Origin of the sequence: Micromonospora lupini str. Lupac 08 (assembly GCF_000297395.2) — a bacterium.
Taxonomy (GTDB): Bacteria; Actinomycetota; Actinomycetes; order Mycobacteriales; family Micromonosporaceae; genus Micromonospora; species Micromonospora lupini.
This window is the reverse complement of sequence record NZ_HF570107.1, coordinates 173,125-192,099: the sequence shown is the minus strand read 5'-3', so window position 1 is coordinate 192,099 and position 18,975 is coordinate 173,125. Positions and strand designations below refer to the sequence as shown.

General features: G+C 70.4%; 14 protein-coding genes. 7 read left to right on the top strand and 7 right to left on the bottom strand.

From position 1 onward, the window contains the following. Both MILUP08_RS00950 and MILUP08_RS00945 read left to right on the top strand, forming a co-directional pair. A partial coding sequence (locus MILUP08_RS00950; RefSeq protein ID WP_144056848.1) for a transglycosylase domain-containing protein occupies nt 1-2,464 on the top strand: 2,464 nt, incomplete at its 5' end. Nucleotides 2,465-2,626: 162 nt separating this feature from the next. After that, nucleotides 2,627-4,138 (top strand): glycosyltransferase family 87 protein, encoded by a 1,512-nt coding sequence (locus tag MILUP08_RS00945; RefSeq protein ID WP_007453842.1) that lies wholly within the window; start codon nt 2,627-2,629, stop codon nt 4,136-4,138. A gap of 15 nt (nt 4,139-4,153) precedes the next feature. Here MILUP08_RS00945 and MILUP08_RS00940 read toward each other — a convergent pair whose 3' ends face one another. Both MILUP08_RS00940 and MILUP08_RS00935 read right to left on the bottom strand, forming a co-directional pair. Continuing rightward, entirely contained in the window at nt 4,154-6,466 is a 2,313-nt protein-coding gene (locus MILUP08_RS00940) for a hypothetical protein (RefSeq protein WP_007453840.1), read from the bottom strand. Beyond that, entirely contained in the window at nt 6,463-7,254 is a 792-nt protein-coding gene (locus MILUP08_RS00935; RefSeq protein ID WP_007453838.1) for a deoxyribonuclease IV, read from the bottom strand. The genes MILUP08_RS00940 and MILUP08_RS00935 overlap by 4 nt, the downstream gene beginning before the upstream one ends. 642 nt (nt 7,255-7,896) lie before the next feature. Between MILUP08_RS00935 and rpsF the strand changes: the two genes are divergently transcribed. The 4 genes from rpsF (at nt 7,897) to rplI (ending at nt 9,559) form a co-directional block, all read left to right on the top strand. Next, nucleotides 7,897-8,187, top strand: a complete 291-nt coding sequence (gene rpsF / locus MILUP08_RS00930) for a 30S ribosomal protein S6 (protein WP_007453836.1) — start codon at nt 7,897-7,899, stop codon at nt 8,185-8,187. Nucleotides 8,188-8,277: 90 nt separating this feature from the next. Then, on the top strand, nt 8,278-8,817 hold the full coding sequence (locus MILUP08_RS00925) for a single-stranded DNA-binding protein (protein ID WP_193376555.1): 540 nt from the start codon (nt 8,278-8,280) through the stop codon (nt 8,815-8,817). Between the two features lie 41 nt (nt 8,818-8,858). Next, a complete protein-coding gene (rpsR, locus tag MILUP08_RS00920; protein WP_007073789.1) occupies nt 8,859-9,098 on the top strand; it encodes a 30S ribosomal protein S18 in 240 nt (79 codons plus the stop codon). Nucleotides 9,099-9,112: 14 nt separating this feature from the next. Then, on the top strand, nt 9,113-9,559 hold the full coding sequence (rplI, locus tag MILUP08_RS00915) for a 50S ribosomal protein L9 (RefSeq protein WP_007453817.1): 447 nt from the start codon (nt 9,113-9,115) through the stop codon (nt 9,557-9,559). An 81-nt stretch (nt 9,560-9,640) separates the two neighbouring features. Here the strand turns inward: rplI and MILUP08_RS00910 are convergent, their stop codons facing one another. Continuing rightward, nucleotides 9,641-11,179, bottom strand: a complete 1,539-nt coding sequence (locus MILUP08_RS00910; protein ID WP_007453814.1) for a hypothetical protein — start codon at nt 11,177-11,179, stop codon at nt 9,641-9,643. Between the two features lie 9 nt (nt 11,180-11,188). On the opposite strand from MILUP08_RS00910, the gene MILUP08_RS00905 reads away from it, so the two are divergent. Further along, nucleotides 11,189-15,679, top strand: coding sequence for a replicative DNA helicase (locus MILUP08_RS00905; RefSeq protein ID WP_337588090.1), 4,491 nt, complete (start codon nt 11,189-11,191; stop codon nt 15,677-15,679). A gap of 16 nt (nt 15,680-15,695) precedes the next feature. On the opposite strand, the gene MILUP08_RS00900 is transcribed toward MILUP08_RS00905, so the two are convergent. The 4 genes from MILUP08_RS00900 to MILUP08_RS00885 all read right to left on the bottom strand — a co-directional run bounded on the left by MILUP08_RS00900 (nt 15,696) and on the right by MILUP08_RS00885 (nt 18,900). Continuing rightward, entirely contained in the window at nt 15,696-16,373 is a 678-nt protein-coding gene (locus MILUP08_RS00900) for a maleylpyruvate isomerase N-terminal domain-containing protein (protein WP_007453811.1), read from the bottom strand. 121 nt (nt 16,374-16,494) lie between these two features. Next, nucleotides 16,495-16,866, bottom strand: a complete 372-nt coding sequence (locus MILUP08_RS00895; protein WP_007453809.1) for a TFIIB-type zinc ribbon-containing protein — start codon at nt 16,864-16,866, stop codon at nt 16,495-16,497. A gap of 22 nt (nt 16,867-16,888) precedes the next feature. Continuing rightward, a complete protein-coding gene (locus MILUP08_RS00890; RefSeq protein ID WP_007453807.1) occupies nt 16,889-17,521 on the bottom strand; it encodes a phosphoribosyltransferase in 633 nt (210 codons plus the stop codon). A 41-nt stretch (nt 17,522-17,562) separates the two neighbouring features. After that, entirely contained in the window at nt 17,563-18,900 is a 1,338-nt protein-coding gene (locus MILUP08_RS00885) for a glycosyltransferase 87 family protein (protein ID WP_420329256.1), read from the bottom strand. Nucleotides 18,901-18,975: the final 75 nt, after the last annotated feature.

Sequence of the window (18,975 nt, the reverse complement as noted above, 5' to 3'; positions counted from 1 at the left end):
ACGTGTCGGCGCCGCTGCCGTCGGCGCCGCCTCGGCGGGCCGGGCCAGTGTCGGCTCGGCGTCGGTGGGCGGCCGCGCCGCGGTCGCCCGGGCGAGCGTCTCCCCGGTCTCCGGCGGGCCGGGCGGCCCCGGAGGACCCGGTGGGCCGAACGGGCCGGGCCGAGGTGGCCGAGGTGGCCGCGGCGCGGGTGACCCGGCCGGGGCGGCCCGGGCCAAGAAGCGCAAGCGAATGAACCTGGTGATCGCCGGGTTCGCCATCTTCATCATGCTCGCCGGTGCCGGCGTGGTCGGGTTCACCTACTACTCGACGAACGTCGTCATGCCGGACGAGATCACGCCGCCGCAGGCGACCACCCTGTACGCGTTCGACAACAAGACGATCATCGCCAAGGTCGGCTCGCAGAACCGCACGCTTGTCACCATCGACCAGATCCCGGAGCACGTGCAGCACGCGGTTGCGGCAGCCGAGGACCGCAACTTCTACCGACACTCCGGTGTGGACTACAAGGGCATCGTCCGGGCCGCGTGGAACAACGTCTCCGGTGGTGACAAGCAGGGCGCCTCGACGATCACCCAGCAGTACGCCCGCAACGCGATCGAGAACCTCAAGGAAGACACGTACGGGCGCAAGGTGAAGGAGGCGATCTTCGCCTCCAAGCTGAACGACGAGTACACCAAGCCGCAGATCATGCAGCACTACCTCAACGTGATCTACTTCGGCCGGGGCGCCTACGGCATCGAGGCAGCGGCGCAGACCTACTTCGGCAAGTCGGTGACGAAGCTGACCCCTGCCGAGGGCGCGGTGCTCGCCGCCCTGATCAAGCAGCCGGAGCCCAGCGCGACACACCAGGGGTTCGACCCGGCGATCAACCCGACCGCCGCACAGGACCGCTGGAACTACGTCATCGACGGCATGGTCAAGGAGGGCTGGCTGGGCGCGGCCGACCGGCCCACCGAGTACCCGACGAAGACCCTCAAGAGCCCGAAGAAGGGCGGCGTCGGGCTCGACTACGGCGTCGACACGCCGTACGGCAACGTCATCAACTACGTCCGCGAGGAGATGCGCGACAAGGGCATCTGCGTTGACAAGGACGAGCAGGTGACGGACGCCAAGCCCCTGTGCTCCCAGGCGCTGATGGCCGGCGGTTACCGGATCCGCACCACCATCGACACCAAGATGCAGGCGGCGGCGGTCGCGACGGCCCAGCGCAAGACCAAGGGCTCCGAGTTGGCCGACCAGCCGAAGAACCTCATGGCCGCGGTGGTCTCGATCGATCCCTTGAACGGCCGGGTGGTCGCCTACTACGGGGGTGACAACGGCACCGGCACCGACTACGCCGGCAAGAACACCGACTCCACCGGCGCGATCAGCGGTGGCCACTCACCCGGCTCAAGCTTCAAGATCTACACCCTGGCCGCCGCGCTCAAGGCCCAGAAGGCGCTCGAGTCCCGGTGGAAGGGCAAGGCGTTCACCCCCGAGGGCACCAAGTTCAAGGTCAGCAACGCCGGTACGGACGACCCAACCTGCCACAACTCCTGCACGCTTCGCGTGTCCACGCTCAAGTCGCTGAACGTGCCGTTCTACTACGTCACCCAGGAGATCGGCGCGGACAAGGTCGTGGACATGGCCAAGCAGGCCGGTGTCACCACCATGTGGCGCACCGACACCAACCCGGCGAAGGCGTACGACCTGACCAAGGCGGACCCGAAGGACATCACGCCGGATCCGTTCTTCAACGTGGTCGGCTACGGCCAGTACCCGATCACTGTGCTGGACCACGCCAACGGCGTGGCCACCTTCGCCAACGGGGGCGTCTACAACAAGGCGCACTTCCTCTACTCCGTGGAGAAGCAGAACCCGAACACCGGCAAGTGGGACAAGGTCTCCAGCGAGAAGCTCGACTCGAAGCGGCGGATCGACAAGGACGTGGTCGCCGACGTGACGTCGGTGCTGGAGGACTATCCGGCAGCGGTCCACCACACACTCGACGACGGCCGTAAGGCGGCCTCCAAGACCGGTACCTGGGAACTCAAGGGCGACAGCTCCGACAACGGTGACGCCTGGATGATCGGCTACACGCCACAACTGGCCACCGCGGTCTGGGTGGGCAACGTGAACGCCCGGAAGCCACTCATCCTCAAGGACAACCGCAAGGTCAGTGGTGGCAACCTCCCCGGTGACATCTGGGAACGGTTCATGAACGAGGCGCTGAAGGGCAAGGAGAAGCGCGACTTCCCGCCCGCGGCGAACATGGGCGACCCGGCCGCCGGTAACGGTGAGGCGGCGCCCCCGCCCCCGCCGCCGCCCGGCGGTCAGCCGGGTGGACCGGGTGGACCGGGCGGGCAGCCCTGTGACCCGCTGACCAACCCGTTCTGCCCGCGTAACGACGGCAACCCCGGCGGCAACGGTCCCGGCGGCCCGGGCGGTCCCGGCGGCCCCGGAAACGGTGGAAACGGCGGTTAGCTGCTGCCCGACCTGCCACCGACCACTCGGGACTGACCCACTCCCGCGCATGACGCCGCCGCCGGCTGGACGACCCGTCCGGTCGGCGGCGGCGTTTCCGTACCCCCGATCTCCGCGTCGGGACAGGACGCGAACCCCGGTCGTACGGCAGGATGCCTTTTCATGAGCACCCAGTCGACGCCCGGCATCGACGACGCCGGCACCACCGACCACCCGTCCCGCTCCGACGGGTTCGTCCGCGGCCTCTCCGGTGCGATCGGCGGCCCGTTGGGCGACCACGCGACGGCACTCGACCGGCCGGCCGGCCACGAGCGCCGATTCTGGACCGCCGTCCGGATCGTCCTGGCGCTGGTCTGCCTCACGCTCGCGCTGCACTGGGTGCAGAAATCCCCGTGCCAGGACGGCGCATGGCAGAAGAACGTCCAGTACACGCGTTTCTGCTACACCGACGTGCTCGCCCTCTACTACGCCGAGGGTCTCAACGAGGGCAAGGTGCCCTACCGGGACCACCCGGTGGAATACCCGGTGCTGACCGGCTATTTCATGGGGGCGCTGGGTCTGCCGGTGCACGCGATCGGCGACGGCGACCCGAGCATCAACCAGGGCCAATGGTTCTACAACCTCAACGCGATCGTGCTCGGCGCGCTCGCCGTGGCCACCGTGGCGGTGATCCTGGCGTTGCGCCGCCGACGACCCTGGGACGCCGCGTTGTTCGCAATCGCCCCGGCGCTGCTGCTCACCGCGACCGTCAACTGGGACCTGCTCGCCATCGGGTTGGCGGCGTTCGGTCTGTTCGCCTGGGCCCGGCGACGACCCGCCGTGGCCGGCGTGCTGCTCGGCCTGGCCGGCGCGGCGAAACTCTGGCCGCTGTTCGTGCTGGGGCCGATCCTCATCCTGGCGCTGCGGGCCAACCGCCTCCGCGCCGCGCTCACCGCCCTCGGGACGGCGGTGGCGGCCGTGGTCCTGGTGAACCTGCCGGCTTACCGCGCCAATCCGGACAACTGGGGCCGGTTCTTCGAGTTGAACACCACCCGGCCGATCGACTGGGGAACGCTCTGGTACATCGGTCGCTACCTCGACGGCAAGGTCGGCAACGACCCCGGCCAGCAGGGCCCGTTCGAATGGTTGAACGCCAACATCCCGGCCCTCAACACTCTCTCGTACGCCCTGTTCGGGCTGGCCTGCCTCGGCGTGGCCGTGCTGGCGCTGCGGGCGCCGCGCCGGCCTCGGCTCGCCCAGCTCGCCTTCCTGGTGGTCGCCGCGTTCCTCATCTTCAGCAAGGTCTGGTCCCAGCAGTTCGTGCTCTGGATGCTGCCGCTGGTGGTGCTGGCCCGCCCGAAGTGGGGCGCCTTCCTGGCCTGGCAGCTCGCCGAGGTCTGCTACTTCGTCGCCTTCTACGGTGAGTTGCTCGGCGCGGCGACCAGCCGCCCGGTCTTCCCGGAGGGTGTGTTCGTGCTGGCCGCGACGCTGCGGCTGGCGACCGTGGTGACCCTGTGCGTGCTGGTCATCCGGGAGATCCTGCACCCCGAGCAGGACGCGGTACGGGCCACCTACGCCGACGACCCGGACGGCGGCGTGCTCGACGGCGCACCGGACGCACCCTGGTTGGATCGCTGGCGTCGCCGGGAGTCGACAAGCGAGCCCGAACCCGAGCCCGCGATCACCACGACGTGAGCGAGAGCGAGGGCGTCAGAGCCGGTAGACGACGGCGTCGCCGACGTCCTGACGCGTGATGCCGAGGGACTCGACCGGTGCGTTGATGGTGATCTCCCACGGTGTGCCGGGCACCTGGCCGCGGAGCAGCACCACCGTGCGGACGCCGAGCGTCCGCAGGTAGTCGACGCTCGTCTGGTCGGGGAACGACTGGCTGACCCGTCGGACGTCGTCGAGCTGCCGAGGCGTGAAGCCGCTGCCGCCGTTCACCACATCCGGGAACCCGCTTGTCGACCAGAGCATCACGTGCTGGTCGGTGCTCTGGTCGCTGGGCAGCACCAGGAGCGGCCCCTCCGCCGACCGCATCGCCGCCGGTTGGGCCGGCACCACCGGATGCGGGGTGGCGTTCAGGCCCTCGAGTGTGACCAGCAGCAGCGGCAACAGGGTGGCCATCCGCAGCCACGGCCCCGGCCAGGACGGGATCCTCTGCGCGGCCAGCTCACGGACCCGGTCGGTGAGAGCGGTGATCGCGCCCGCCGCGAGCAACGCGAGAAGCAACGTCGTCCAGAGCATCAACCGGCCCGGGGTACGCAGCGCGTTCCAGCCCGGCGCGTGCTCGAACAGCGGCACGTAGGTGAACGTGCCGTCGAAGAAGCGGGTGCCCATCGCGAAGGCCATCGTCACCAGCACCCCGACGAGCAGCAGCAACCGGTGCCGTAGCCGCCAGACCGAGAAGAACAACCCACCGATGGCCAGCGCGTAGAGCACGAAGCCCGGCAGCAGCGTCATCTCCGGATGCCACGGCAGCGCCGCACGGGCGCCTTCGTGCAACCCGCCCCAGATCCGCGATTCGGCGGGCGCGGTCACGAAGCCGGACGCCGGCGGCGAGAAGATGCTGATGTCGCGGATCGTCCGCTCGGCGTACGGGTGCAGCTCGGTCACCTGGAAGTACGGGAGCGCCATCAGCAGGCCCACCCCGGCGAAGAACACCCCACCGACCAGGTCGGCCACGAGGAGTCGGCGGCCGAACGGCAGCGCCCGGCCGGACCTCAGCCGGCGAACCCCGAACAGCACCGCGACGACGAGCACCCCGCCGGCCAGGAAGTACGCGAACGGCAGGCCGATGCCGAAGCCGAGGCTGATCTGCCAGGCCGCCACCAGCCAGCCGGCGTACACCCAGGCGTCGTGTCGCCGCTCCGGCCGGTAGCCGTGCCGCAGCGACCAGCCGTGCCCCCGCGCGAGCATCGCGAGGGCCAGCGGGATGCCACCGTTGGAGAGCACGTGCAGGTGCCCGGCCTGGGCCAACAGCCACGGCGCGTAGGTGTAGCCCACCCCGGCCACCGCGGCGCCGATCCGGCCGGCGCCAAGCTGCCGGGCCAGCGCGTACGCCCCGAGCGTGGCGAGCGCGTGCGCCAGCACGAACATGATGTTGTAGCGCAGCACCGCGTCCTCGGGGCCGCTGCCGAGCATCCCGGCCGGGGCGTAGCCGAGCAGTGTGTCGGAGAACGCGAAGCTCCACAGCTCCGGGAAGAACGTGTTGGACTGCCACAGTCGCGCCGGGTCCGCCAGCAGGATGTGCCCGGACCACGCCATCTGCCAGGCTTGCAGGCTCGGGTCCCAGTGGTCCTGCGGAAGTGTGTAGCGCGGGTAGCGCAGCGTCGGCCAGGTCATCAGCACGGCCAACGCCAGCGCTCCGAGGGTGGCCAGGGTCCACTCGTGGACCAGGAGCCGGCCGACGGCGCGCGCGGCTCGGCCGAGTCGGCTGGGCCGCGGCTCCGGCGCCGAGGCGAACGCCTCCCAGCGATCGGCCTCGACCGGCTTCGTGTCGCCGTCGGCGTCATCCGCCTTCGTACCCTTGGCCTCGTCGGCGTCCTTGACCGCGCCACCCTGCGCGGCGTCCTTTGCGGCGACTTTCGCGCCGCTGGCTTTCGTGCCGTCTTTCGTGTCGCCGGCCTTCGTGGCGTTCTTCGCGTCGTTGGCTTTCGTGTCGCCGGCCTTCGTGTTGCCCTTCGTGCCGTCGCCCTTCGTGCCGTCGCCCTTCGTGGCGCTCTTCGTGTCGCCGGCCGTGGCGATGTCGTCCTTGGTGACGTCGAGCTTCGGGCGGCCGTTCGTGGCGGTGGGAGTCTCGGCGCTGCCGGCCGTCGTGGCAGCGGCGCGGGACGGGCTGTCCGCGCCGGTATCGACGGTCGCGTCGGCGGACGACGAGGCGGTGACTGTCGTGTCGGCGGACGTCGAGGCGGCGGCGGGAGCTGGCGGGGCCGGAGGGTCCCCGGCGCGCGTCGGTGCCGGACGGCTCGGGGCGTCGTCGGTCGGCGTGGGCCGGGCGTTCCCGGGCTGTCCGGTGGTCATGCGGCCGAGCGCTCCGTCCCGAGCTGCTGGCGGAGGAAGTCGATGTCGGCCGCCTGGCCGGCCACGCCGCCCGGGGTCTCGACGACCACTGGAGCCCCGGCGGCCCGGATCACGGCCACCACCAGCTCCGGGTCGATCGTCCCGCCGTCCAGGTTGTCGTGCCGGTCCTGACCGGAGTTGAACGCGCCCTTGGAGTTGTTGGCGTGCACCAGATCGATCCGACCGGTGATCGCCTTGACCCGGTCGACCAGGCCGAGCAACTCCTCGCCGCCGGCGTACGCGTGGCACGTGTCGAGGCAGAAGCCGACCTCGTGGTCGCCGATGGCGTCCCAGAGCCGGGCCAGCGCGTCCAGCCGGCGGGCGCAGGCGTTGTCGCCGCCGGCGGTGTTCTCGATGAGAACCGGGACGCCGAAGCCGCCGGAGTCGGCCGCGTACGCGAATGTCTTGCGCCAGTTGTCGAAGCCGACCGCCAGGTCGTCCCCGGCGTTGACGTGCCCGCCGTGGACGATCAGGCCCCGGGCGCCGATCGCGGCCGCCGCGGTGGCGTGGCCCAGCAGCAGCTTTCGGCTGGGGATCCGGATGCGGTTGTTGAGGGTCGCCACGTTGATGACGTACGGCGCGTGCACGTAGAGGTCGACCTCGGCGGCGCGCAGCCGCTCGGCGTCCTCCCGCAGCTTGGGGGCCTTCCATCCCTGCGGGTCGGAGAGGAAGAACTGCACGGTGTCGGCGGACCGGGCGGCCGCCTCCGCCAGCGGGTCGGTCGAGTCGACGTGGGCTCCGATACGCATGGCAGCGAGCCTACGTCGCGACCCCGACGGCTGCGGTGACGGCCGGCGCGGTGTCGTCACTCGTCGCGTCACCCCGACTGCTCGACGATCGTTGATGGGGTGGAACCCGGCGAGCAGGGCCCGGGGCTGCGCGTGGCGGGTACGCCGCGCATGGCACTCGGCGCTCGTCGGCCCGACAGCGAGGTCACCCCTGCGGCGCGGCCCGGCGCCGCGGGGGCGACCCCTCGACGTACCAGATCTGCCGCCGCTGCAGAATCTTGGAGAATTCCGCCTTTTGCCCCAACAAGGCACGAGAGCCGTTGTACCGTCAGATAACAACACGATAAAGCTCCGCGGGGCGTCTTCGGTCCAACCTCATCGGTGTGGTCGTTCCTCCCCAGGTCCCACCCAAGGAATGCGGACGGGACGCCCCGCGGCCTCGTTGACGGGGGCTCGCCACCGACCAGTGACGGTCGGGTGGCGGGCCCCCGTCGGTGTGCGCGGAGCACCGACCCGACCACCCCGGGCATGATCGTCCGGACCGGGTATCCTGGTCAGGTTGTCCGCGTCCGGCCGGGTTCCCCCGGCACGTGCGGGCAGCGACGCACGACCTCCTGCCACGGAAGGACCGTGGCCGCTTAGCCCACAGGAGGTGAGCACGTCTTGCGTCATTACGAGATCATGGTGATCCTCGACCCCAGCCTCGAGGAACGCACCGTCGCCCCGTCGCTCGACACGTACCTGAACGTGATCCGGACCGCGGGTGGCTCGGTTGAGAAGACGGACGTGTGGGGCCGCAGGCGCCTCGCGTTCGAGATCAACAAAAAGGCCGAGGGCATCTACGCCGTCGTCGACCTGCAGGCTACGCCTGCTGCCGTGGCCGAGCTGGACCGTCAGCTCCGGCTGAACGAGTCGGTGCTGCGCACCAAGGTCATCCGGCCGGAGATGCGCTAAGCATTCAGTCCGGCATTCAACCCGGTTCGCCCGGATCAGCCTCCGCGACTCTGTCGTACGGCTCTGAGAGCCTGTACGGCGAGACGCTGAGTGCGCGAGGAGATGGTCATGGCAGGAGACACCACCATCACGGTCATCGGCAACCTGACCGATGACCCCGAGTTGCGGTTCACCCCGTCCGGTGCGGCGGTCGCCAAGTTCCGGGTCGCTTCGACGCCCCGTTTCATGGACAAGACCACCAATGAGTGGAAGGACGGCGAGCCGCTCTTCCTGGCTTGCACCGTGTGGCGTCAGGCGGCGGAGCACGTCGCCGAGTCGCTGCAGCGGGGCGCCCGCGTGATCGTCTCGGGTCGGCTGCGTCAGCGGTCGTACGAGACCCGCGAGGGTGAGAAGCGCACCGTCATCGAGCTTGAGGTCGACGAGATCGGCCCGTCGCTGCGCTACGCCACGGCGAAGGTGCAGAAGATGTCCCGCTCCGGTGGCGGTGGCGGCGGCTTCGGTGGTGGCGGCGGTGGTGGTGGTGGCCAGGGTGGCGGCGGAGGCAACTTCGACGACCCCTGGGCTTCGGCCGCACCCTCTCCCGCGCGTGCCGGTTCGGGCGGCAACTTCGACGAGGAGCCTCCGTTCTAATGGCGCCGAGCGCCCGCGATCGCAAACCAGGAGCAAGGTCAATGGCCAAGGCTGCGGCACTTCGCAAGCCTAAGAAGAAGGTGAACCCGCTCGACAAGGACGGGATCACCTATATCGATTACAAGGACACGGCGCTGCTGCGCAAGTTCATCTCCGACCGCGGCAAGATCCGCGCTCGGCGGGTCACCGGTGTGACCTCGCAGCAGCAGCGGCAGATCGCCCGCGCGGTCAAGAACGCCCGCGAGATGGCGCTCCTGCCGTATACCGCAACGGCCCGCTGAGAGGAGGCACCGATATGAAGATCATCCTGACTCAGGAAGTGTCCGGCCTCGGTGCCCCGGGCGACATCGTCGAGGTCAAGGACGGCTTCGGCCGTAACTACCTGCTGCCGCAGGGCTTCGCGATCGCCTGGACCAAGGGCGCGGAAAAGCAGGTCACGGTCATCAAGCGGGCCCGTTCGGCCCGCGAGATCCGCGACCTCGACCACGCGAACGAGGTCAAGGGTCAGCTCGAGGGTCTCAAGGTCAACCTGAAGGCCCGCGCCGGCGACGGCGGTCGGCTCTTCGGCTCGGTCACCTCGGCCGAGATCGTCGACGCCGTCAAGGGCGCCGGCGGTCCGGTCCTCGACCGTCGCCGGCTGGAGGTGCCCGGTCACATCAAGTCGACCGGCACCTACCCGGTGAAGATCAAGCTGCACCCCGAGGTCACCGCGTCGTTCAACCTGAACGTCGTTCAGGGCTGACGACCAGCTGCACCACGACGAGGGCCCGCACCGAGCGATCGGTGCGGGCCCTCGCGCATACCCTGGCGGGATCGTGGCGCGTCAGCCGATCGGCTGACCGGTCACCACGCTGATCAGCACCGTGGAGAGGCCACCGCCGACCACCGCCGCGGCCAGCGCGATGGTGGCCGACCGCCACGTCGTGCCGACCCGCCGCAGCAGGGCCGCCACCACCAGACTGCTCACCAGCGCCAACCCGAAACGCGGCGAGCCGGCCAACAGCGACTCCAGCGCGCGCGACCGGGCGGAGTCGCAGCCACCCCCGCTGATGTCGGTGACACACCCGGCCGGCGCCTGCCCGTCCAACGTCAGCAACCACAGGAAGATCAGCACCGCCGGCACCAGATAACAGGCGGTGGTGTAGAGCAGAGGCCGGACGGACCCACCGGGATCCGGGTCGAGCAGGTCGTCCTCCAGACGACGCGCCCAACCGCCCGTGGCCACCGACTCGACCCGCCGCCGGACCGACGCCGCGCCGACCGAAGACCGGTCCGCCCGACGCCGCGCGCCATCCGGGGGTACGGGAGCACTGCGCGGTCGCGGAGCCGTGTAACCCACCACCGGCGACCGGGGCGCCGACGTCGTCGTATCCATCCAGCGCGGATCGTCACCGGACAACCGCGTACCGGGCCAGAAACCGTTGTCCCGGCTCGGCCACCCCTCTGCCGCCGTGAACCGGTCGGAACGGGGTGGGAGCGTCCGGTCCCACTGGTCGTCCTCGACAGCCGAGCGTTCCCACTGGCCGGTGCGATCCGACCGCTCCCAGCCACCGACGCTCTCCGCCTGCGACCACTGCTCGCTCAGGTCGGTGCCGTCCGGGCCGGCCGGCGGCCACGTGTGCACACCCGAGGCGTCCCACGGATCCACCGCAGGCGCGTACGACGACTCGGGCTCCACGGCCCGCTCCGGCCCGCGTTCCCACGGATCCACCGCCGGACGCGTCCAGGACTCCTCCGCCGCCCGTCGGCTGCGCCGCGTCGGCCGGCTCGGCTCCGGACGAGCCGTCACGTCGGCCGAGTCGGCCTCCAGGTCCCCACCGGACCAGATCACCTGCGGACGGCCGGCGGGCGCACGACGGGGACGACGATCCGGGGCCGCGCCGGAGACCGGCTGCTCCTCCGCCGCGTCGGCACGCCGACGGCCCGCGTACCCCCGCTCCTGCGGTCGGTCGAGCGTCCACTCCCGGGTGTGGTCCGAATCGGGGCCCGCGCCGATCGCCGGCTGCTCGCGCCGACCCGTCTCGATCGCACGCCGTCGGGGACCCGTCGTCTCGGCGCTGCGCCAGCCGCCCCCGGAACTCGGGCGCTCGACCTCGACCTCGGGCTCGTCCTCGTCGGGCGCGGCATGCCGCCCACCGCCGTCGGCGTGCCGAACCCCCGACTCCAGCGCCCACCGCGGCAGGTAGGCGTCGACCGGTTCGTCCTGCCCACGGTCCAGCGCGCGCCGCCGACTGGAGGTGCGATAGCGCGCGTCCTCGTCGTACGGGTCGACCGGAGAGGGCAGCATGGGCTCACCCCACGAGGCGGTCGGCGGGCGCTCGCGCGGGCTGCCCTCCCCGCGTCCCCAGTCCCGGTAACTCACGGCCGGAGTGTGACCCTTCTGAACCGAAAGCGTAATCCGCTGTCCAGGTGTAGCCGTTCGCTGGAGATAGTACGGGAAGATCGTGTCACAGAACCGACCGAAATATTCTCCTCCACAGGCTGGGGACCGCGTTTCAGCAGCTCAGAGGCCTGTGGTCGAGAATTCCCCAACCGTTGTCCACAGCCTGTGCACACCCTGCGCACATGCTCGCCCACCGGTGTCCACAGGTTGTCCCGAGGCTCGTCCACCGGGCTTGTTGAGTCGCTGACCTCGGGGTCCGTATGGTTGGCCCTCGACCGCCGGCGCGATGGCCCCCGATCGACCGGCCTGGTCGGAGGAGAACTGTCGTACCCCGGCGGTAGAGCTGGGACCGGATCCGACGCAGTGGAGGGGGGACCCGTGTCGGTCACCGACGACAGGCGGGCGGAGTCACGGCCCGGCGGCGGCCAGCCGCCCGTGCAGCGGGACGGCCAGTTCGACAAGACCCCACCCCAGGACGTCGCGGCCGAGCAGTGCGTCCTCGGCGGCATGCTGCTCTCCAAGGACGCCATCGCCGACGTCGTCGAGATCCTCAAGACCAACGACTTCTACCGGCCGGTGCACGCCACCATCTTCGACATCATCCTGGACATCTACGGCCGGGGTGAGCCGGCCGACTCGATCACCGTAGCGGCGGCCCTCGCCGACTCCGGCGACCTCGTCCGCGTCGGCGGCGCGCCCTACCTGCACACCCTCATCGCCAGCGTGCCCACCGCCGCGAACGCCGCCTACTACGCGCGGATCGTCAGCGAGCGGGCCGTCCTGCGGCGGCTGGTCGAGGCCGGCACCAAGATCGTGCAACTGGGGTACGGCACCGCCAACGGCGGCAGCCGCGACGTCGACGACGTCGTGGACCTCGCCCAGCAGGCCGTCTACGACGTCACCGAACGTCGGGTCAGCGAGGACTTCGCGATCCTGGCCGACATGCTCCAGCCGACGCTCGACGAGATCGAGGCGGTGGGTGCGCAGGGCGGGATGATGACCGGCGTGCCGACCGGCTTCACCGACCTGGACCGGCTGCTCAACGGCCTGCACGCGGGGCAACTGATCATCGTGGCGGGTAGGCCTGGTTTGGGAAAGGCGCTGGCCCTGGACACTCCGCTGCCGACGCCGGATGGCTGGACCACCATGGGCGAGGTCCGGGTGGGCGACCAACTACTGGCGGCGGACGGCACTCCCACCAGGGTCACCCACGCCTTCGACGTGATGTACGACCGACCCTGTTACGAGGTTGAATTCTCCGACGGCACGGTCATCGTGGCGGATGCGGAGCACCTGTGGCAGACGACAAGCCGCGCGAGTCGACGGCAGCCTCCGGCACGGCAGAGGCGGCACTGGTCCGAGTCGTCGCTGGCGAACGTACGTGCGGCACACGAGAGATTCGGCGCCTCGCGAAACCAGCCGATCACGCTCTTCGACACCATCGAGCAGGTCGGGCCGGAGTTCCGACATGTCCTGCACACCGTCGCCCGTCAGGTCGGGTCGGTCGGCCGGATCAGCCGTCCCATCGTCCGCAACGGCAGGGCGCGGAACTGGAGCGCCCCCGGGTATCCGGCCGGCCCCCTTCTGAGCGCGCTGCTCGAACGCGCGGAGCGGGAGGTCAACGCCGCTAGCCGGGTCGACCACGACGGTGTCGTCACCACTGCTGAGATCGCAGCAACCCTGCGTACGGACACCGCTGACCGCCGGCTCAACCACGCCGTACGGAACAGCGCTCCCCTGCGCCTTCCTGATCGGGAACTGGTGGTCCCGCCCTACACGTTGGGGGCGTGGCTCGGCGACGGCCACACGGGTGCCAGCCGATTCACCACCGCAGACCCAGAGATGATCAACCACGTCGAGGCGGACGGCTTCGTCGTTCGACCCAGCGGGCCAATGGTCTACACCATTCTGCTCCCGCCCACGCCTGTCGCAGCGGGGAACGGCGTCTGCGTGGACTGCGGCGTCCGTACCAGGGCGTTGCGCGAGAACCGGGCAACCAGGAGGTGTGCCGACTGCCACAACCGGAACGGTTCCTTCGTCGGGTTGCTCCGTCAGGTCGGAGTGGCGGCGGCCAAGCACATCCCTGACACCTACCTGCGCGCCTCGGAGGTCCAGCGCCGGGCGTTGCTGGCGGGGCTGATGGACACCGATGGCACCGTCGCCCCCATGGGAAACCTGCAGTACACGTCGACCTCGAAGCGACTGGCGGACGACGTTCGCGAACTCGTCGTCAGCCTCGGCTATCGCTGCACGGTGAACGCGAAGTCGGTACCCGGACGCACCCCCGAGTCGTCCATCGCGTACACCGTGAACTTCTCCACGCCGGACGTCATCTTCCGACTCGAACGAAAGCGGGTCGCGCACGCGGAACGCCGCCGCACCGCCTCCGACGTCCGGACGACCTCGCGCTTCATCGTCGACGTGCGCCCGGTGCCGAGCGTGCCGGTCCGCTGCGTCACGGTGGACAACTCCGAGCATCTCTATCTGGCCAGTCGGGCGATGATCCCAACCCACAACAGCACGGCGAGTATGGACTTCGCCCGGAACGCCGCGATCCGTGCCAATCAGGCTGCCGCCATCTTCTCGCTGGAAATGAGCAAGGTCGAGATCGTCATGCGACTGCTCTCGGCCGAGGCGCGGGTGCCGCTGCACGTGCTGCGCAGCGGGCAGCTCTCCGACGACGACTGGACCAAGCTGGCCCGGTGCATGGGTGAGATCAGCGAGGCGCCGCTCTTCGTCGACGACACCCCGAGCATGAACCTGATGGAGATCCGGGCGAAGGCCCGCCGGCTCAAGCAGCGGCACGACCTCAAGATGATCGTGGTCGACTATCTCCAGCTGATGACCTCGCCCAAGCGCACCGAGAGCCGGCAGCAGGAGGTCGCGGACCTCTCCCGTGGTCTGAAGCTGCTCGCCAAGGAGGTCGAGTGCCCGGTCATCGCGGTCAGTCAGCTGAACCGTGGTCCCGAGCAGCGCACCGACAAGCGTCCACAGCTGTCCGACCTGCGTGAGTCCGGGTGCCTTACGGCTGACACCCGACTGATACGAGCAGATGACAATAGTGAGGTCACGCTCGGTGAACTGCTAGCCAACAGCGCGAAGGGCATCCCGGTCTGGGCACTGGATGAGGGCCTTCGCTACACCCCACGCACCATGACTCACGTCTTTCCTAGTGGCACCCGCGAGGTCTTTCGTCTGACCCTCGCTTCGGGCAAGCAAATCGACGCCACAGCCAACCACCCGTTCCTCGCGTTCACCGGATGGGTGCCCCTGGGTGAACTCTCACCAGGAGATCGCATCGCCACGCCGCGACACCTGCCGCCCCCAATGGCCGTCCGGCCGTGGGCCGACGCCGAGGTCGTCATGTTGGCGCATCTCCTCGGCGATGGTTCCTTCGTGCGGCGTCAGCCGATCCGATACGCCAGTTGCGATGAGCTGAACCTCCAGGCGGTGACGGACGCGGCGAAGCATTTCGGGATCAGCGCCGTGCGTGACGACTATCCGGCGGCGAGAGTGACCACGCTCCGCCTGCCCGCTCCGTACCGACTGGCGCGTGGTCGGCGTAACCCGATCGCGGAGTGGCTGGACAGCTTGGGGCTCTTCGGCCTCAGATCACACGAGAAATTCCTCCCCCAGGCTCTCTTCAGCCTGCCGAAGGAGCAGGTCACCACATTCCTGCGCCACCTGTGGTCGACGGACGGGTCGGTGACTGTCAACAAGTCAGGTCGCGGCGGACGCGTCTACTTCGCGTCCACGAGCCGACGACTGCTTGAGGACATCTCTCGACTGCTCCTGAGGTATGGCATCACGGCCCGGCTGAAGGTCGTACCGGTGGTGGGTCATCGTCCGCAGTACACACTCGACGTCTCCGGCCGCGACGACCAGTTGAGGTTCTTGCGTGAGATCGGCGTCCACGGGCAGCGGTCGGAGGGTTGTGCCGCTCTCCTTGCCTCGTTGGAGTCGACGGAGAGCAACACGAACGTCGACACAGTGCCGCGCGAGGTGTGGGCCAGGGTCAAGGAGATCCTGGTTGAGCAAGGGATGACCCATCGCGAGTTTGCGAAGGCAATCGGTACCCAGTTCTGCGGCAGCATCCTCTGGAAGCGTGCGCCCAGCCGCTCCCGACTTGCGGCGATCGCCCGCGTTCTCGACGCTGCCGACCTGGACCTGCACGCGACCAACGACATCTTCTGGGACTCGATCGTGTCTATCGAGCCGATCGGTGAGCAGGAGGTGTTCGACGCGACCGTGCTTGAGAAGCACAACTTCATTGCCAACGGCATCGCCACCCACAACTCGATCGAGCAAGACGCCGACGTGGTCATCCTGCTGCACCGCGACGACTACTACGACAAGGAGTCGCCACGGGCGGGCGAGGCGGACTTCATTGTCGCCAAGCACCGGAATGGGCCGACGGACACGGTGACGGTCGCGGCCCAGTTGCACCTGTCCCGCTTCGTCGACATGGCCATCGGCTGAGGCGTACTGGATCGGGTCACCCCAGCAGGGGGAACCAGCCCGCCGCCTCGCCCAGCTCCAATCGGTCCCGGTCGCTGAGCGGGATCCTGCCGGTGGCCTTCAGGAGGAATTCGGTGTCGTCCCATCCGGCGGGGCGGACCGCGTCGTCGCTCAGCAGGCCGTCCATAGTGGAAACCGCGACCCGTACCGCCAGTGGGCCGGGCGGCGGCGCGTCCGGCAGCTCGGGCGTCAGGTCCAGGTGGTGCACCACGGCCTCGGTGGTCAGGGTGGCCAGGAGATCCGGTACGCGGAGCACGTGCCCCTGCGTGGTGACGTACCCCTCGGGGTCTGCCGCCGCGGCGGCACGGACCGCCGCCGGGGCGGTCTCTTTCCAGACTCGGGCGATGCCTGTCGGCCGGTCGAAGGCGGACGCCGACCGGCGAACCCACCAGGCGTGCCTCACGGCCCCGTCATCGCCGCCCGGGAAGCCGCGCCAGTAGGACACGTCGTCCACATCAGCGGGGCCGTCGACGGGGCTGGCCAGGGCCACAAGCGCCCGTTGGGCGTCGCCGAGCACGTGCAGCAGCAGGTCCGCGACGAGCCAGCCCCGGCAGCGGGTGGCTCGTTGCAGGTGCGCGTCGTCCAGGTCGTCGACCACGGCGGTGATGCCGTCGTACGCCTCGGCGAGAGCCTGATCCTGCTGGATCTCGGTCATGTGATGCAGCCTCGCATGACGCACCCCGGCCGCCAACGAGACGTGCGACCCGCCACGAGTGACATGCCTCTGAGTCCCGTGACTCAGAGGCATGTCGCCTGGGACCACTCTGCCGTCGGGCTCAGCCGAACATCTCGTCGAGGAAGCCCTTGCGCTTCTTCTGCCGGTAGTGGCCGTGGTAGCCCTGGTGCTGCTGCTGGTGGCCGTAGGCAGGCGCCGGCGGGTAGCCGTGGACGGGCGGCGGGGGCGGCGGCGGGGGGACCGCGCCGTAGCCGGGCTGGTGCGGCGGTGGGTAGCCACCCGGCTGCTGGGCGGGCTGCGGCGGGCCGCCGGCCTGCTGGCGGCTCCAGTTGGCCTCTGCCTCGAACAGCTTCTCCAACTCGCCGCGGTCGAGGAAGATGCCCCGGCACTCCCCGCACTGGTCGATGACGACGCCGCTGCGCTCGTATTGACGCATTTCGCCGTGACACTTGGGACAGGTGAGGCTATTCATCACCCGACGGTACCTGGTCGAGCTAAGCGGTTGCTGTGAGCGCGTCGACGACCTCGTCGTCGGAGACCTCGTGGAAGTCGTCGTAGTAGACGCTCACCGCGCCGAAATCCGGCGGCCGCTGGGCGCAGACGACCTGGTCGGCCTCGGCTGCCAGCAGCTCGTACGCCTCCTGCGCGCCGACCGGCACGGCCACCACCACGCGGCGGGCGCCGAGCCGGCGGACGACCTCGACGGCGGCGCGGGCGGTGGCGCCGGTGGCCAGACCGTCGTCGACGATCACGGCGACGCGCCCGGTGAGGTCCAACGGTGGGCGACCGCCCCGGTAGAGCCGCTCGCGCCGCTCCAACTCGGCCTGTTCGCGGTGGCTGACCTCGGCGATGTCGTCGCTGCTGAGGCGGCTGGCGATCGCGTCGTTGAGCACCTGCACCCCGCCCGGGCCGAGCGCGCCGAAGGCCACCTCGCGGGCCCAGGGCATGCCGAGCTTGCGGACGACAAGCACGTCGAGTGGGGCGCCGAGCCGTTCGGCGACGACCCGGGCCACCGGTACGCCGCCGCGGACGAGGCCGAGGACGACGGCGTCCGGTTCGCCGACGAGGGCGGTGAGCCGCTCGGCGAGCACCCGGCCCGCCTCGGCGCGGTCGCGGTAGGTGGTCATGTCTTCAGGTGTACGCCGTGCGGCGGTGTTCCGCCTGCCGGTTAGACCGATGTGGCCCGACCGGGCAGGGGGTCGGGCGTCGGAGTGGTCGGTGTGGCGTCGGGGCGGTGCAGGGCGGGTGCCCAGGTGAGCAGGGCCAGCGGGTACAGCAGGTACCCGAAGCGGGTGGAGGGCATCAGCGCGATCGCGGCGAGGAGTCCGTACCCGCAGATCAGCGCGGTGGTGGCGGCGGTGCCGGGCGGGCGGCGCGCGAGTCGGACGGCGATGGCCGCACCAGCCGCGACCAGCAGGGCGGCGGCGATCAGCCGGCCGCCGGGCATCGTGGCGGCGATCAGTTGACCGGGGAACGGGGACTGCGCCGGGCTGGTGACCAGGCCGTGTCCGAGCGGGAAGCGCAGGACGTTCTCGGTGAGCGCGTCGCGGTCGACGAGCAGGGCCGGGAGCAGGGCGGCGATGGGCAGTCCGATCGCGCCGGCCGCGACGCGGGCGCCGGCCCGCCGGGTCAGACCCCAGACGATCAGGACCAGGGCGATCGGCCAGGCGAACAGTTTCAGCGCGCCCGCCAGGCCGACCGCGAGGCCGGCCCGGCCGGGCCGACCGGCGGCGGCGAGTGCGAGGGCCAGCAGGCAGAGCGCGAGTACGGGCATGTCGTCGCCGCCGGTGGCGAGGGTGAGCGCGCAGATCGGCAGGACGGTGGCGGCCTGCACGCCCCGCAGCAGCGCGGCGTCGGACCGGTGCGCCCCGAGCAGAGGCCGGCCGACGGTGCCGGGCGCGGCGCGCAGGGCGGCCACGGCCAGGGCGAGCGCCAGCGCCGTGCCCAGCGCGAACCACACCCGGGCGTCGGTCCACCAGGTGTCGGCGAGTGCCCGGGGCAGGCCGAACAGCGCCATGCCGGGTTGGTACGGCGTGTAGCCGAGCAGTTGGTCACCGGCGGGCAGGGCGGCGATCGCGTCGCGGCCGAGGTACGGGGTGCCGTGTTGCAGCAGGCGGATGCCGGCCTGCTCGACGACCAGCACCTCCTCCTGCGCGCGGTCGGTGCGTCCGGTGGCCCGCTCGACGCTCTGCCAGAGCGCGGGTAGCAGCGCGGTGCTCACCCAGGCGAAGCCGGTCACCGCCCAGCGGCCGGGAAGGCCGACGAGTCGGGTCGTCGGCCTGCGCCGGCGTAGGAGGAGTTGGACGAGCACCGCCAGCGTCGCGACCAGGTAGCCGACGGCGGCGACCGCGCCCCAGGCGCGGTGCGGCAGCAGGGTCGACGTGAGCGCGGTGACCGCCGCGAAGAGGGTCGAGACGGCGTAGAGGCCCAGGTCGAGGGCGAGTCCGCCGGCGGCGGTGTCGAGCGTCCGCCAGCGGTGGCGGCGGGCGGTCGGGGCGTCGGCGATCACGAGCGCCAGTCTGGCAGACCTCGCTGCTCACCCGGTTGTCCGCGGGGAGCCGGCCGGCGTCGGTCACACACG

What these genes read in the sequence shown, in the direction of transcription:
- MILUP08_RS00900 (WP_007453811.1), bottom strand. Translation starts at nt 16,373, where the DNA reads ATGACCGAGATCCAGCAGGATCAGGCTCTCGCCGAGGCGTACGACGGC.
- MILUP08_RS00945 (WP_007453842.1), top strand. Translation starts at nt 2,627, where the DNA reads ATGAGCACCCAGTCGACGCCCGGCATCGACGACGCCGGCACCACCGAC.
- MILUP08_RS00890 (WP_007453807.1), bottom strand. Translation starts at nt 17,521, where the DNA reads ATGACCACCTACCGCGACCGCGCCGAGGCGGGCCGGGTGCTCGCCGAG.
- MILUP08_RS00895 (WP_007453809.1), bottom strand. Translation starts at nt 16,866, where the DNA reads ATGAATAGCCTCACCTGTCCCAAGTGTCACGGCGAAATGCGTCAATAC.
- rpsR (WP_007073789.1), top strand. Translation starts at nt 8,859, where the DNA reads ATGGCCAAGGCTGCGGCACTTCGCAAGCCTAAGAAGAAGGTGAACCCG.
- MILUP08_RS00935 (WP_007453838.1), bottom strand. Translation starts at nt 7,254, where the DNA reads ATGCGTATCGGAGCCCACGTCGACTCGACCGACCCGCTGGCGGAGGCG.
- rplI (WP_007453817.1), top strand. Translation starts at nt 9,113, where the DNA reads ATGAAGATCATCCTGACTCAGGAAGTGTCCGGCCTCGGTGCCCCGGGC.
- MILUP08_RS00940 (WP_007453840.1), bottom strand. Translation starts at nt 6,466, where the DNA reads ATGACCACCGGACAGCCCGGGAACGCCCGGCCCACGCCGACCGACGAC.